Source organism: Bacillus sp. FSL R5-0443 (assembly GCF_038608285.1).
Classification (GTDB): Bacteria; Bacillota; Bacilli; order Bacillales; family Bacillaceae; genus Bacillus; species Bacillus velezensis.
Window position 1 is genome coordinate 40,902 of the sequence record NZ_CP152013.1, and the last position, 14,193, is coordinate 55,094.

Below are 14,193 nucleotides of genomic sequence, written 5' to 3' on the forward strand. Positions count from 1 at the left end.
CGACGTGAAAATAAATTCTGACTTACGTACATTTATTGAGAAAAAGCAGCAGCCTGCTTATAAAGCGGCAGAGCTTTCCGGAACATTTAAAAGTTCAATGGACAGCCAAAGCAGCAAGCTGAAATTTGATCAGCTGAGCAGGTTCTTAACGGATATAGAAACGTTCGGGAAAAGGCTGACGAAGTCGAGAAACTTCAAAGACTTAGCGAAATTCAAAGGATTGGTAAAACGTTTTGTAAAAGAGGCCGTAGACAGCGGATTATCGCATGAGACGGAGAAAAGCTTTGACCTGTACGGCAGCAGCCGGACTCTGGGGCTTGTGAAAGAAATAGATGAAAAACTGCTTCAGCTGACGGAAGAAATGTTAGATCAGGAAAAACCGGCAATTGATTTGCTGGATCGAATCGGAGAAATAAAAGGTTTATTGATTAACCTTTACACATAGAGAGTGATACAATGGCAATATCATGGAAGGAAATGACCGGGCAGCAGCCCAGAGTGATGCGGCTTTTGCATAACAGCATTGAAAAGAAAAGGCTTTCTCACGCATATCTGTTTGAAGGCAAAAAAGGAACGGGCAAATTGGATGCCGCACTGCTTCTCGCAAAAAGCTTTTTTTGCCTTGAAGACGGGACTGAGCCTTGCGGGGAGTGCCGGAACTGTAAGCGTATTGAATCCGGAAACCATCCCGACCTGCATGTGGTTCAGCCCGACGGATTATCCATTAAAAAGGCTCAGATCCAATCGCTTCAGGAAGAGTTTTCCAAAACAGGACTGGAATCGCATAAAAAGCTGTACATTATATCCCATGCGGATCAAATGACGACAAATGCGGCAAACAGTCTGCTGAAATTTTTAGAGGAGCCGAGTCAAGATACCATCGCAATTCTTATTACTGAGCAGCTCCACCGAATACTGGATACCATCGTTTCGAGATGTCAGGTCCTTCCGTTCCAGCCGCTTCAGCCGAAAGCCATAGAAGAAAGACTGATTGAACAGGAAGTGAGCCCTCACATGGCCCGGCTCTTAGCAAATATGACAAATAATATTGCGGAAGCAGTCGAATTAAGTCGAAATGATGAGTTTGCAGAGTCCAGAGCGAAAGTGATAAAATTGTATGAAGTCTTACATCAGCGGAAAGGACATGCCTTTTTCTTCATTCAGGATCAGTGGGTGCCCTTTTTCAAAGAAAAAACCCATCAAGAAATGGGTCTTGATATGCTCTTATTGATATACCGTGATGTATTATCCATCCAAATTGGAAATGAAGATAAACTGATTTATCAAGACTTATTCCAATCAATAAAACAGCATGCGCTGCAATTTACACAACAAAGCGTTACGAACCAAATTCTCGCTGTTTTAGAAGCAAAAAAACGGCTTCATTCCAATGTGAATGTGCAGGGATTAATGGAGCACTTGGTGTTAACGTTGCAGGAGGGATAAGCTTGTACAACGTAATAGGCGTCCGCTTTAAAAAAGCGGGGAAAATTTATTATTTTGATCCGAACGGATTTGATATAGAACAAGACAGCTGCGTCATTGTTGAAACCGTAAGAGGTGTCGAATACGGGCAGGTTGTCATCGCAAATAAACAAGTGGACGAGCATGATGTTGTGCTTCCGCTTCGAAAGGTCATACGCGTTGCTGATGAACGCGATCTTCTCATTGTAGAAGAAAACAAACAGGAGGCCCTGTCCGCTTTTGAAGTCTGTCAGAAAAAAGTGGCTGACCACGGCTTAGATATGAAGCTGGTTGATGTTGAGTTTACATTTGACCGCAATAAAGTCATTTTTTACTTTACAGCAGACGGACGGGTTGATTTCAGGGAATTGGTCAAAGACTTGGCTTCTATCTTTAAAACGAGAATCGAATTGCGCCAAATCGGGGTGAGGGACGAGGCGAAAATGCTCGGCGGTATCGGACCATGCGGTAGAATGCTTTGCTGCTCCACGTTCCTCGGTGATTTTGAACCGGTGTCCATCAAAATGGCGAAGGATCAAAATTTATCGTTGAACCCAACGAAGATTTCCGGTCTGTGCGGCCGTTTGATGTGCTGTTTGAAGTACGAAAATGATGAGTATGAGACGGCAAAAGAACAGCTGCCGGATTTAGGCGAAATGATTACGACGGCAAACGGCCCCGCAAAGGTTGTCGGTCTTAATATTCTGGAACGGGTGCTTCAGGTGGAACTGAAGAATCGTGAAAAAGTGATAGAATATACTTGGGAAGAGCTCTTGGAAGAGGGCGTCGTATCCGCACAAACCACAGATTAACGAGGTGTGGAACCTTGGATAAAAAAGAGTTATTTGATACTGTCATAAACCTGGAGGAACAAATCGGTTCGCTGTACCGTCAGCTGGGTGACTTAAAGCAGCATATCGGCGAAATGATTGAAGAGAATCACCATCTTCAGCTTGAAAATAAGCATTTGCGTAAGCGGCTTGATGACACGACAGAGCAAATTGAAAAATTCAAAGCCGATCAGAAAGAAACAAAAACACAGAAGGCAGAGCAGAGTGATATAGGAGAAGGGTACGACAATCTGGCCCGGCTGTATCAAGAAGGCTTTCATATTTGCAACGTCCATTATGGGAGCGTCCGCAAGGGAGATTGCCTTTTTTGTCTGTCCTTCTTAAATAAAAAATAAGGAAAAGGCTTCCGCTGATGTCGGAAGCCTTTTTCAAAGAGTGCCGAAAGGAATAAGATTATGGTTTCATTACGTGATGATGAAAGATTGGATTACTTATTAGCAGAGGATATGAAAATAGTACAGAGTCCGACGGTTTTCGCTTTTTCATTAGATGCCGTGCTGCTGTCTAAGTTTGCATACGTTCCGATTCAAAAGGGAAACATCGTTGATTTATGCACGGGGAACGGCATTGTGCCGCTTTTGCTCAGCACAAGGTCAAAAGCCGATATCACCGGGGTTGAAATTCAGGAACGCTTGTATGATATGGCGCTCCGAAGCGTGGAATACAACGGGCTGGGCGGTCAGATCAGTCTCATTCATGATGATCTGAAAAATATGCCGGAAAGACTCGGACATAATAAATATGATATTGTCACCTGCAATCCGCCTTATTTTAAAACACCGAAAGAGGCGGAGCAGAACCTGAACGAGCATCTCAGAATCGCAAGGCACGAAATCCTTTGCACGCTTGAAGATGTGATTTCCGTCAGCAGCAAACTGCTGAAGCAAGGCGGAAAAGCGGCTATCGTTCATCGGCCGGGGAGGCTTTTGGAAATCTTTGAATTAATGAAAGCGTACCGAATAGAACCGAAACGGGTTCAGTTTATTTATCCGAAACAAGGTAAAGAAGCGAATACCATTTTGGTTGAAGGAATTAAAGGCGGCCGCCCTGATCTCAAAATTCTTCCCCCGCTGTTCGTATACAATGAACAAAATGAATATACGAAAGAGATCCGCACGATTTTATATGGAGACAAATAGTCATTTCTTTTATGTGCTGCTGTGCAATGACAACAGTCTGTATGCCGGTTATACAAATGATCTGCAAAAACGGCTGAAAACCCACAATGAGGGAAAGGGCGCGAAATATACAAGGGCGAGAAGGCCGGTTTCGTTATGCCATGCGGAATCATTTGAAACAAAACGGGAAGCGATGCAGGCGGAATACCGTTTTAAACAGCTGACCCGAAAGAAAAAAGAGCAATATATAGAAGAAAAACGACGCAGCAAGGAGGCTGTATATGTTAAGACGCCAGATGAGCTTTAACGGAAAATCTGAAATGGGAACTCTGTACCTTGTTCCTACACCGATCGGTAATTTGGAGGATATGACCTTTCGTGCAGTAGAGACGCTGAAATCGGCCGATGTCATAGCTGCCGAAGATACGAGACAGACGAAAAAGCTGTGCCATGTTTATGACATAGAAACATCTCTCATCAGCTATCATGAACATAATAAAGAAAGCAGCGGCCATAAAATCATTGAATGGCTGAAAAGCGGAAAGAATGTGGCATTGGTCAGTGATGCCGGTATGCCGACAATTTCCGACCCGGGGGCTGAGATTGTGAGAGATTTCACCCAAATCGGCGGATATGTCGTTCCGCTCCCGGGTGCTAATGCGGCATTAACCGCGCTGACCGCATCAGGCATCACCCCGCAGCCGTTTTTCTTCTACGGATTTTTAAACAGACAGAAAAAAGAAAAGAAGAAAGAACTCGAAATCCTGAAAAAACGGCAGGAAACGATGATATTTTACGAAGCGCCGCACAGATTAAAAGAAACATTAACAGCAATGCATGACGTTTTGGGTAATCGAACCATCGCCGTCACGAGAGAATTAACGAAAAAGTACGAGGAATTTATCAGAGGAACCATCGCCGAGGTGATGGAATGGGCAAATGAAGATCAAATCCGCGGTGAGTTCTGTCTCGTTGTCGAAGGAAATCAAACCGCTGAACCGGAGGAAGAGGAAAAGCCTTGGTGGACGGAGCTTTCTGAGAACGAGCATGTGGAGCATTACATAAACGAAGGAGCATCTTCCAAACAGGCCATAAAACAAACAGCGGTAGATCGGGGCGTTCCGAAACGCGAGATTTATGACGCTTATCACATTCAATCATAAAAAAAACCGTTCTTGTATCGTAACAAGAACGGTTTTTGTATGAAATAGCTTATTTTTGGTTTTGAAGCTGGTTTTGAATTTCAGAGATGATTTGCTCAGCGCCTTCTTTGCTGAGTACCAATTTGCCGCCGGCAAGTTTAAGGTTATCATCAGAAACTTCACCAGTTACTTGGCAAGTCATGTTTGGTTTATATTTTTTAAGGATGATTTTTTCATCATCAACATAAATTTCAAGAGCGTCTTTTTCTGCGATGCCCAGTGTACGGCGAAGTTCGATAGGGATAACGACGCGTCCAAGTTCATCAACTTTACGTACGATACCAGTAGATTTCATTAACAGTCTCCTCCCGAGAGATAATTATTTTGTAGTTTATATTTTTCTTCGTCATTATTCGACAAAATTCCTTACATTCCTAGCATAACAAGGTTTCCAATAATCGTCAATCTTTTTGTTTACTATTGATTGTAAGAATTAGTTCTTATAGTAAGTAAAGCCTTGGAAATCCTGAAATAACAGGCTTTTTGACTGCTTTTTCGAACCTATTATCCTACTGAAAATCCTTTTAAATCAAGACTTTCGAACCAAGATGTTTTATATTAGTAGATTATATACGACAAATTTCGACATGTTAAGACTTTTTTTAATTTCAATAAAAATTTTTAATTTTATTTACTCTTTTACGCGCAGTACGTATATATCCTTGATCTTAAAGGCTAAGATGGTATCATAGATAGAGGACAAATATCAATATTGTATATCAAATAAAACCGCTCTCGTCCTTTGGGCGTGAGCTTTTCGACATTCTGAATGGGAGGTTGCAACATGCCGCAAGACAATAATACTTTTTATATTACAACCCCGATATATTATCCGAGCGGAAAATTACATATCGGCCATGCTTATACTACCGTGGCCGGCGATGCGATGGCGCGTTACAAAAGATTAAAAGGATTTGACGTACGCTACTTAACCGGAACGGATGAGCACGGACAGAAAATCCAGCAGAAAGCGGAGGAAGAGAATATCACGCCTCAAGCTTATGTGGATCGTGCAGTTGCTGAAATCCAAAAACTATGGAAGCAGCTCGACATTTCTCACGATGATTTCATCCGGACGACGGAAAGCCGGCACAAAGAAATTATCGAGAAAGTGTTTCAAAAACTTCTTGATAATGGTGACATTTACCTGGATGAGTATGAGGGCTGGTACAGCATCCCTGATGAAACATTCTATACGGAAACACAGCTGGTGGATGTGGAAAGAAATGAGAAGGGTGAGGTTGTCGGCGGAAAAAGCCCGGACAGCGGCCACCCGGTCGAATTAATCAAAGAGGAGTCATACTTCTTCCGCATGAGCAAATACGCAGACCGCCTGCTGAAGTTTTATGAGGAAAATCCTTCTTTCATCCAGCCTGAATCACGCAAAAATGAAATGATTAACAACTTCATTAAACCGGGGCTTGAAGATTTGGCCGTTTCCAGAACGACGTTCGACTGGGGCGTAAAAGTGCCGGGAAATCCGAAGCATGTCGTGTATGTATGGATTGACGCACTGTTCAACTATATTACAGCGCTCGGTTACGATACGGAAAATGATGAGCTTTACAAAAAGTACTGGCCGGCTGACGTCCACCTTGTCGGTAAAGAAATTGTCCGTTTTCATACCATTTACTGGCCGATTATGCTGATGGCGCTTGATCTCCCGCTGCCTAAGCAAGTCTTCGCGCATGGCTGGTTATTGATGAAAGACGGAAAAATGTCGAAATCAAAAGGAAATGTCGTTGATCCGGTAACGTTAATTGAACGTTACGGCTTGGATGAACTTCGCTATTACCTGCTTCGCGAAGTACCGTTCGGTTCAGACGGTGTCTTTACGCCGGAAGGTTTCGTAGAACGGATTAATTATGACTTGGCGAACGACTTAGGAAACCTTCTGAATCGTACAGTCGCGATGATCCAAAAATATTTTGACGGTGAGATTGGTTCATATGAAGGAAATGTGACCGATTTTGATTCAGAGCTTTCTTCTGTAGCCGGTGAAACGGTTAAAGCTTATGAAAAGGCAATGGAAAACATGGAGTTTTCAGTCGCTTTATCAACGCTATGGCAATTAATCAGCCGTACGAACAAATATATTGATGAAACTGCTCCGTGGGTGCTTGCTAAAGACCAGGAAAAAGAAAAAGAATTACGTTCTGTCATGTATCATTTAGCTGAATCTTTACGTATCTCAGCCGTATTGCTCCAGCCTTTCTTGACACAAACGCCTGAAAAAATGTTTGCCCAGCTCGGAGTTGAGGATCAGTCTCTTAAAGCATGGGACAGCATTCAGACATTCGGTCAATTGAAGAACGCGAAAGTGAAAAAAGGGGAGCCGCTTTTCCCTCGTCTTGAAGCTGAAGAAGAAGTAGCTTACATCAAGCAAAAAATGCAAGGAACTGCTCCTGCTAAAGAAGAAAAGGCGGAAGAGCCGCAAGAAGCAGAGCGTCTTCCTGAAATTACGTTTGATCAATTTATGGATACAGAACTTCGCGTCGCAGAGGTCTTGTCCGCAGAGCCGGTGAAAAAAGCAGATCGGCTGCTGAAATTGCAAATTGATCTGGGCTTTGAACAGCGCCAAGTTGTATCAGGTATCGCGAAGCATTACACACCGGATCAGCTTGTGGGAATGAAGATCATTTGTGTAACGAATCTAAAACCGGTAAAACTGAGAGGCGAGCTTTCTCAAGGAATGATACTGGCAGGAGAATCGGACGGCGTACTTAAAGTTGTAGCTGTCGACCAGTCATTACCGAAAGGCACTCGAATTAAATAATAGATGCAAAAGGTGTTTCACGTGTAACATTCCGTCGAACACCTTTTGTTTTTCAACAAGAAAGGAGTTTTTATGATGCTTTTTGATACACATGCGCACTTAAATGCCGAGCAATTTGACACAGACTTAGAGGAAGTCATTGCGCGTGCAAAGGCTGAAAAAGTTGAACGAATCGTCGTTGTCGGCTTCGACAAACCCACTATCACGCGTGCGATGGAGCTGATTGAGGAATATGACTTTATATACGCTGCGATCGGCTGGCATCCGGTAGACGCAATTGACATGACAGAGGAAGATTTATCATGGATTAAGGAACTGTCCTCTCACGAAAAAGTCGTGGCAATCGGAGAGATGGGCCTTGATTATCACTGGGATAAATCACCAAAAGACGTTCAGAAAGAAGTATTCCGGAAACAAATCGCTCTCGCCAAAGAAGTGAACCTTCCAATTATCATTCATAATCGTGATGCAACGGAAGATGTTGTCACGATTTTGAAAGAAGAGGGGGCGGAAGAAGTCGGCGGTATTATGCACTGCTTTACAGGGAGCGCGGAGGTTGCGCGGCAGTGTATGGATATGAATTTTTATATTTCATTCGGCGGACCGGTTACCTTCAAAAATGCGAAGAAACCAAAAGAAGTAGCAAAGGAAATTCCGAATGACCGTTTGCTGATTGAAACGGACTGCCCTTTCCTGACACCGCATCCTTTCCGCGGCAAAAGAAATGAGCCAAGCTATGTAAAATATGTTGCTGAACAGCTCGCTGAATTAAAAGGGCTGACATATGAAGAAATTGCCTCAATTACAACCGAAAACGCAAAAAGACTTTTCCGCATAAACTGACAGAATGCGCTGTCGTAACGTGTAAAGGCTTGTCCGATTCAGTGGATATGTAAAACGGTTCTACAAGCTTCCTTCTCTTCATAAGATAGGTTGTCGATATGTCTCTCTTCCTTTTTTTGCTTTGTTTTTGCATAATGAGGGATACGCTGAAGGTTTTTCATCTTCGAGATGGGAGGGTTGACAGCATTTTAGATACTCTATATAATCTCTCCGAGGAGAAGGAGGCGTTTTTCATCACACAAAAAATGAAAAAACTGTTTTCCGTAAAGCTTGGTAAAAGCAAGGTTATTCTTATTGCAGCTATTATTCTGCTGGGCGGAACCGGGACTGCATACGGGGCACATGAGCTCTCAAAACAATCAGTTTCTGTTTCTATCAACGGCAAGAAAAAGCAAATACGCACTCATGCAAAAACGGTTGGGGAACTTCTGGAAGATTTACATATAGAGACGAGAAATGAAGACCGGATTACCCCGTCTAAGCAGACAGCATTGGCAGACAACATGAATGTCGTGTATGAAGCTGCAAAGCAGATCCGTGTGACAAGAGGCGGAGAAGAAAAGACTTTATGGTCAACGGCAAAAACAGTCGGCGCATTTCTGAACGAACAGCATACACCTGTGAATCAGCACGATAAAATAGATCCAGCAGCAGATACGAAAGTGACAAACGGCATGAAAGTCACGGTCGACCCGGCTTTTCAGGTCACTGTAAATGATGCGGGAAAGAAAAAGAAAATATGGACGACTTCGACTACGGTCGCTGACTTTTTAACGCAGCATAAGATGGACATGAAAGACGAAGATAAAGTAAAACCGGCATTACACGAAAAGCTCACAAAAAATCAGGCCGGCATACAAATCACTCGTATCGAAAAAGTCACCGATGTAGTTGAGGAAAAAATAGCGTATCAAGTGAAAGAAAAAGAAGATGCGTCTCTCGACAGCGGGAAAGAAAAGATCGTTCAAAAAGGAAAAGAAGGCAAACTTAAAAAGCATTTTCATGTTGTCAAAGAAAATGGAAAAGAAGTTTCAAGAAAGCTTGTTAAAGAAGAAACATCTGAAAAAAGCAAAGATCAAATCATTGCGGTCGGCACAAAGCGGCACAGTCCCAAGATTGAGCAGCTCAGTGCACCTGTGAAGGCATCTTCTGGCGAAACCGGATCTTCCGGTAAAGTGATTACCGTGTCTTCCACGGCTTATACCGCAAGCTGCAGCGGCTGTTCCGGCCATACGGCTACAGGCGTTAACCTGACAAGCAATCCGAATGCCAAAGTCATTGCGGTAGACCCAAGCGTCATTCCGCTCGGCACAAGAGTCCACGTAGACGGATACGGGGATGCCGTGGCCGCTGATACAGGCTCAGCCATTAAAGGAAGACGGATTGATGTCTTTTTCCCTGAAAAATCTTCAGCTTACCGCTGGGGAAAGAAACAGGTCAAAATAAAAATCTTAAATTAATTCCGATTCACTCAGAGGGTTTTGCGCCCTCTGTTTTTTTCGTTATAATAGGTAAAGTGTATTTTCAGTATATTAGACGTGACATGCAAGCAAAGGTTTCGTTTTGGATATAAAAAGTTTTTTTGGAGGAAGTAATGAAAATTAAAGAAATTATTGTAGTCGAGGGACGCGATGACACTGCGCGCATAAAACTTGCCGTTGATGCGGATACGATCGAGACAAACGGTTCCGCAATCGGAGACGAAGTCATCAGGCAGATTCGGCTGGCGCAGGAAACGAGAGGGGTCATCGTGCTGACGGACCCGGATTTTCCGGGGGAAAAGATCCGGAAAACCATTTCTGAAGCAGTACCCGGCTGTAAACACGCATTTCTGCCCAAACATCTTGCCAAACCGAAAAATAAGCGCGGCATTGGCGTTGAGCACGCATCCATTGAAAGCATCAGAGCATGTCTGGAAAATGTGCATGAAGAGATGGAGGCAAAGCCGAGTGAGATTTCAGCTGAAGATGTCATACAGGCCGGTCTGATCGGCGGACCGGCTGCCAAAAGACGCCGCGAACGATTGGGCGACCTGCTGAAGATCGGCTATACAAACGGCAAGCAGCTTCAAAAACGGCTGCAAATGTTTCAAATCAAAAGAAGTGATTTTATTGATGCGCTCGATGCTATGAGGCAGGAGGAACAGGATGAACAATAAAGATATCGCGACACCTATCAGAACGAAGGAAATTCTGAAAAAGTACGGTTTTTCTTTTAAAAAGAGTCTGGGACAGAATTTCTTAATTGATACAAATATATTGGACAGAATTGTGGACCATGCGGAAATTACGGATCGGACCGGAGTCATTGAAATCGGGCCCGGGATCGGCGCGCTGACAGAGCAGCTTGCCAAACGGGCGAAAAAGGTCGTCGCGTTTGAAATTGATCAGCGCCTGCTGCCCATTCTCAATGATACGCTGTCTCCATATGACAATGTAACGATCATTCATCAAGATGTGCTGAAAGCAGACGTTAAATCTGTCATTGAAGAGCATTTTCAGGATTGTGATGAAATTATGGTGACGGCGAATCTCCCATATTATGTGACGACGCCGATCATCATGAAGCTCTTGGAAGAACATCTTCCGTTAAAAGGGATTGTCGTGATGCTGCAAAAAGAGGTCGCTGAGCGGATGGCCGCTGATCCTTCCTCTAAGGAGTACGGATCGCTTTCCATTGCGGTTCAGTTCTATACGGAGGCCAAAACCGTCATGACCGTCCCGAAAACGGTGTTTGTGCCTCAGCCTAATGTCGATTCCGCGGTTATCCGGCTTTTACTGCGTGACGGCCCGGCGGTTGACGTCGATAATGAACCGTTTTTCTTCCAGCTGATTAAAGCAAGCTTCGCACAGCGCCGGAAAACCTTGCTGAACAACCTTGTGAACAATCTTCCGGGCGGAAAAGAAAAAAAAGCTCAAATTGAAGAAGTTCTTCAAGAAACGAATATTGACGGAAAGCGGCGCGGTGAATCCCTGTCCATAGAAGAATTCGCGCTCCTGTCCAACGGATTGCATAAAGCCCTTTTCTAAGAGGGCTTTTTGTTTTGCGTCACCACTTGGACTGCCGCTACATAGGCTAGAGGAGAACCTTATTCATTCAACTGCAAGAAAAGCTTGAAACATCAAGCGCCGCAGCGGAAAGAGGTGTATTTGCCAAGACTTCTTTCATGATGAGGCTTAGTCTATTTGTGGAGTGGGTAACGTGCAATTTCAAATAGGAGATATGGTAGCCAGGAAATCCTATCAAATGGATGTTTTATTTCGCATTATCGGTATAGAGCAAACAAGCAACGGAAATTCAATTGCCATCCTGCATGGTGACGAAGTCAGATTGATTGCGGATGCTGATTTTTCTGATTTGGAGCCTGTCAGAAAAGACGAACAGGCCATGAGAAAGAAAAGAGATGAAAGCAGGATGAATGAATCTCTCGAGCTGCTCCGCCAGGATTATAAGCTGCTTCGGGAAAAACAGGAATATTATGCGACAAATCAATATCAGCATCAGGAGCACTACTTTCATATGCCCGGAAAGGTATTGCATCTGGACGGCGATGAGGCCTATTTGAAAAAGTGCCTGAACTTTTATGAAAAAATCGGTGTGCCGGTATACGGAATTCATTGCCATGAGAAAAAAATGCCGGCATCAATTGACGAGCTGCTTGATAAATACAGGCCGGATATTTTAGTCATCACCGGCCATGATGCATATTCCAAGCATAAGGGAGGCGTGAACGATTTAAGCGCCTACAGGCATTCCAAACACTTTGTCGAAACCGTTCAAAAAGCGAGGCGTAAAGTCCCTCATTTGGATCAGCTGGTCATATTCGCGGGTGCCTGCCAATCTCATTTCGAGTCTTTAATCAGAGCGGGCGCGAATTTCGCAAGTTCTCCGTCACGCGTCAATATCCACGCGCTTGACCCGGTATATATTGTCGCGAAAATCAGCTTCACTCCGTTTATGGAGCGGATCAATGTATGGGATGTCCTGAGAAATACGCTGACGAGAGAGAAAGGGCTGGGAGGAATTGAAACGAAGGGTGTGCTGCGTGTCGGTATGCCGTATAAATCAAATGGATGAGTGATAAAACCCGCATATATTTCGCTATGCGGGTTAATTATTTTACATATTGATACATAAATTTCCGGAACTTGTGAAAAATAACGCAGAAATCAATAGAATTTTGTCAAAATAATTTTGTTGACAATGACTTATTAACGTTGATATAATTTAAATTTTATTTGACAAAATTGGGCTCTTGTTGTACAATAAATGTAGTGAGGTGGATGCAATGGCGAAGACGTTGTCCGATATAAAAAGATCGCTTGATGGGAATTTAGGTAAACGGCTTACGTTAAAAGCAAACGGCGGCCGCCGAAAAACGATTGAGCGTTCGGGCATTTTAGCTGAGACGTACCCTTCTGTTTTTGTGATACAACTAGATCAAGACGAGAATTCGTTTGAAAGAGTTTCATACAGTTATGCTGATATTCTGACTGAGACTGTTGAATTGACATTCAATGACGATGCGGCAAGCTCAGTAGCATTTTAATGGGCAGTGAACCTTTTGTTTACTGCTTTTTGTTTTGCCTTCTAAAGCTCTTCTAATTATTCCCTCGAAAGTTTCAGCCGATTAAACGGAAGCTATAAGTGTCACATGTTTTATCGTGGCGTGCACGAATGGTGATCAATTCTATAAAAGGGGTTGTTTCGTTTGGGCAGACGTCGTGGAGTTATGTCAGATGAGTTCAAATATGAGCTGGCGAAGGACCTTGGTTTTTACGATACGGTGAAAAACGAGGGCTGGGGAGGCATTCGGGCGCGTGACGCCGGGAATATGGTAAAGCGCGCGATTGAGATTGCCGAACAGCAGATGGCGGCTCAGAACCAAAATAACCGATAATGCAGTGGCCCGGGGGACAAACCGTTCCCCGGTTTTTTCTATCGGCTGTCAAAACCGGCGTCAATTTCGGATAAGTACCTCCGGGTCTCCAAATGTGATACAATGTTCATACTTATGTTTAGATGGAGAAGTAGGTGAAAGCTATGCGTATTTTAGAAAAAGCGCCGGCCAAAATCAATCTGTCCCTCGATGTGACGAGTAAACGCCCGGATGGTTATCACGAAGTGGAGATGATCATGACGACAATTGATTTGGCAGATCGGATTGAACTGACAGAACTGCCCGAAAACGTTATCAGAGTGGCGTCGCATAACCGCTTTGTTCCGGATGATCAAAGGAATCTGGCTTATCAGGCAGCCAAACTGCTTAAAGAACGGTTTCAAGTCAAAAAAGGCGTTTCCATTATGATTACAAAAGTGATCCCTGTAGCGGCAGGGCTTGCCGGCGGAAGCAGCGATGCGGCAGCCACGCTCAGAGGGCTGAACAGGCTTTGGGATTTAAAGCTTTCTGTCGAAGAGCTCGCGGAGCTTGGAGCTGAAATCGGTTCAGACGTGTCCTTCTGTGTATACGGAGGCACTGCCCTGGCAACCGGACGCGGTGAGAAGATCAGGCACATCAGTGCTCCGCCTCATTGCTGGGTCGTGCTCGCCAAACCGACGATCGGGGTATCGACTGCCGAAGTGTACCGCCGGCTGAACTTACAGCAGGTTCGGCATCCTGATGTGCAGGCGATGATTGACGCGATTGAAGAAAAAAGCTTCCAAAAGGTATGCGGACAATTAGGAAACGTATTGGAGTCGGTTACGCTCAGCCTCCATCCCGAGGTGGCGATGATTAAAAATCAAATGAAACGCTTCGGCGCTGATGCGGTGTTAATGAGCGGAAGCGGACCGACTGTATTCGGTTTGGTTCAATACGAATCGAAGGTGCAGCGGATTTATAACGGGTTAAGAGGTTTCTGTGATCAAGTGTACGCGGTGCGGATGATCGGCGAACAGAATGCTCTTGATTAAATCCGTATGTTAAGTTATATTATTTT

General features: G+C 44.1%; 17 protein-coding genes. 16 read left to right on the forward strand and 1 reads right to left on the reverse strand.

The genetic code is table 11. From position 1 onward, the window contains the following. Positions 1-4 precede the first annotated feature (4 nt). Genes NYE28_RS00215 through rsmI form a run of 7 tightly spaced genes read left to right on the forward strand, consistent with a single transcriptional unit; the run spans position 5 to position 4,596 of the window. Positions 5-445, forward strand: a complete 441-nt coding sequence (locus NYE28_RS00215) for a DUF327 family protein (protein WP_004264730.1) — start codon at positions 5-7, stop codon at positions 443-445. Positions 446-456: 11 nt separating this feature from the next. Continuing rightward, entirely contained in the window at positions 457-1,446 is a 990-nt protein-coding gene (holB, locus tag NYE28_RS00220; RefSeq protein ID WP_007409919.1) for a DNA polymerase III subunit delta', read from the forward strand. Positions 1,447-1,448: 2 nt separating this feature from the next. Continuing rightward, positions 1,449-2,276, forward strand: coding sequence for a competence/sporulation regulator complex protein RicT (gene ricT, locus NYE28_RS00225; protein WP_004264723.1), 828 nt, complete (start codon positions 1,449-1,451; stop codon positions 2,274-2,276). Positions 2,277-2,290: 14 nt separating this feature from the next. Beyond that, entirely contained in the window at positions 2,291-2,650 is a 360-nt protein-coding gene (gene yabA, locus NYE28_RS00230) for a replication initiation-control protein YabA (RefSeq protein WP_004264720.1), read from the forward strand. Positions 2,651-2,710: 60 nt separating this feature from the next. Continuing rightward, positions 2,711-3,454 (forward strand): tRNA1(Val) (adenine(37)-N6)-methyltransferase, encoded by a 744-nt coding sequence (locus NYE28_RS00235; RefSeq protein WP_342490247.1) that lies wholly within the window; start codon positions 2,711-2,713, stop codon positions 3,452-3,454. Then, on the forward strand, positions 3,441-3,740 hold the full coding sequence (locus tag NYE28_RS00240) for a GIY-YIG nuclease family protein (protein ID WP_060561981.1): 300 nt from the start codon (positions 3,441-3,443) through the stop codon (positions 3,738-3,740). Before NYE28_RS00235 ends, NYE28_RS00240 begins: the two co-directional genes overlap by 14 nt. Next, positions 3,715-4,596, forward strand: coding sequence for a 16S rRNA (cytidine(1402)-2'-O)-methyltransferase (rsmI, locus tag NYE28_RS00245; RefSeq protein ID WP_043020647.1), 882 nt, complete (start codon positions 3,715-3,717; stop codon positions 4,594-4,596). The genes NYE28_RS00240 and rsmI overlap by 26 nt, the downstream gene beginning before the upstream one ends. A gap of 49 nt (positions 4,597-4,645) precedes the next feature. Here the strand turns inward: rsmI and abrB are convergent, their stop codons facing one another. Beyond that, positions 4,646-4,936 carry a transition state genes transcriptional regulator AbrB gene (abrB, locus tag NYE28_RS00250; RefSeq protein ID WP_169510469.1) on the reverse strand — a complete coding sequence of 97 codons (291 nt, stop codon included), beginning with the start codon at positions 4,934-4,936 and terminating at the stop codon, positions 4,646-4,648. A gap of 483 nt (positions 4,937-5,419) precedes the next feature. Between abrB and metG the strand changes: the two genes are divergently transcribed. From metG to ispE, 9 genes are all read left to right on the forward strand, one after another. Then, positions 5,420-7,411 (forward strand): methionine--tRNA ligase, encoded by a 1,992-nt coding sequence (gene metG, locus NYE28_RS00255; RefSeq protein ID WP_011996169.1) that lies wholly within the window; start codon positions 5,420-5,422, stop codon positions 7,409-7,411. 75 nt (positions 7,412-7,486) lie between these two features. Next, on the forward strand, positions 7,487-8,254 hold the full coding sequence (locus NYE28_RS00260) for a TatD family hydrolase (protein WP_025284081.1): 768 nt from the start codon (positions 7,487-7,489) through the stop codon (positions 8,252-8,254). Between the two features lie 134 nt (positions 8,255-8,388). Beyond that, entirely contained in the window at positions 8,389-9,714 is a 1,326-nt protein-coding gene (locus NYE28_RS00265) for a G5 and 3D domain-containing protein (protein ID WP_023356663.1), read from the forward strand. A gap of 134 nt (positions 9,715-9,848) precedes the next feature. Then, positions 9,849-10,412 (forward strand): ribonuclease M5, encoded by a 564-nt coding sequence (rnmV, locus tag NYE28_RS00270; protein ID WP_004264696.1) that lies wholly within the window; start codon positions 9,849-9,851, stop codon positions 10,410-10,412. Further along, complete coding sequence (rsmA, locus tag NYE28_RS00275; protein WP_015239023.1) at positions 10,402-11,283, forward strand: 16S rRNA (adenine(1518)-N(6)/adenine(1519)-N(6))-dimethyltransferase RsmA; 882 nt, start codon at positions 10,402-10,404, stop codon at positions 11,281-11,283. Before rnmV ends, rsmA begins: the two co-directional genes overlap by 11 nt. 172 nt (positions 11,284-11,455) lie before the next feature. After that, complete coding sequence (gene yabG, locus NYE28_RS00280; RefSeq protein WP_025284083.1) at positions 11,456-12,331, forward strand: sporulation peptidase YabG; 876 nt, start codon at positions 11,456-11,458, stop codon at positions 12,329-12,331. 211 nt (positions 12,332-12,542) lie between these two features. After that, a complete protein-coding gene (locus NYE28_RS00285) occupies positions 12,543-12,803 on the forward strand; it encodes a Veg family protein (protein WP_003218330.1) in 261 nt (86 codons plus the stop codon). 162 nt (positions 12,804-12,965) lie between these two features. After that, on the forward strand, positions 12,966-13,154 hold the full coding sequence (locus NYE28_RS00290) for a small, acid-soluble spore protein, alpha/beta type (protein ID WP_011996172.1): 189 nt from the start codon (positions 12,966-12,968) through the stop codon (positions 13,152-13,154). A gap of 143 nt (positions 13,155-13,297) precedes the next feature. After that, positions 13,298-14,167, forward strand: a complete 870-nt coding sequence (ispE, locus tag NYE28_RS00295; RefSeq protein ID WP_007409927.1) for a 4-(cytidine 5'-diphospho)-2-C-methyl-D-erythritol kinase — start codon at positions 13,298-13,300, stop codon at positions 14,165-14,167. Positions 14,168-14,193 lie beyond the last annotated feature (26 nt).

Excerpts from the sequence above, each read along its gene's own strand:
- ispE (WP_007409927.1), top strand. The coding sequence starts at position 13,298 with ATGCGTATTTTAGAAAAAGCGCCGGCCAAAATCAATCTGTCCCTCGAT.
- rsmA (WP_015239023.1), top strand. The coding sequence starts at position 10,402 with ATGAACAATAAAGATATCGCGACACCTATCAGAACGAAGGAAATTCTG.
- metG (WP_011996169.1), top strand. The coding sequence starts at position 5,420 with ATGCCGCAAGACAATAATACTTTTTATATTACAACCCCGATATATTAT.
- NYE28_RS00260 (WP_025284081.1), top strand. The coding sequence starts at position 7,487 with ATGCTTTTTGATACACATGCGCACTTAAATGCCGAGCAATTTGACACA.
- NYE28_RS00240 (WP_060561981.1), top strand. The coding sequence starts at position 3,441 with ATGGAGACAAATAGTCATTTCTTTTATGTGCTGCTGTGCAATGACAAC.
- rnmV (WP_004264696.1), top strand. The coding sequence starts at position 9,849 with ATGAAAATTAAAGAAATTATTGTAGTCGAGGGACGCGATGACACTGCG.
- holB (WP_007409919.1), top strand. The coding sequence starts at position 457 with ATGGCAATATCATGGAAGGAAATGACCGGGCAGCAGCCCAGAGTGATG.
- rsmI (WP_043020647.1), top strand. The coding sequence starts at position 3,715 with ATGTTAAGACGCCAGATGAGCTTTAACGGAAAATCTGAAATGGGAACT.
- NYE28_RS00285 (WP_003218330.1), top strand. The coding sequence starts at position 12,543 with ATGGCGAAGACGTTGTCCGATATAAAAAGATCGCTTGATGGGAATTTA.
- NYE28_RS00235 (WP_342490247.1), top strand. The coding sequence starts at position 2,711 with ATGGTTTCATTACGTGATGATGAAAGATTGGATTACTTATTAGCAGAG.
- NYE28_RS00265 (WP_023356663.1), top strand. The coding sequence starts at position 8,389 with ATGAGGGATACGCTGAAGGTTTTTCATCTTCGAGATGGGAGGGTTGAC.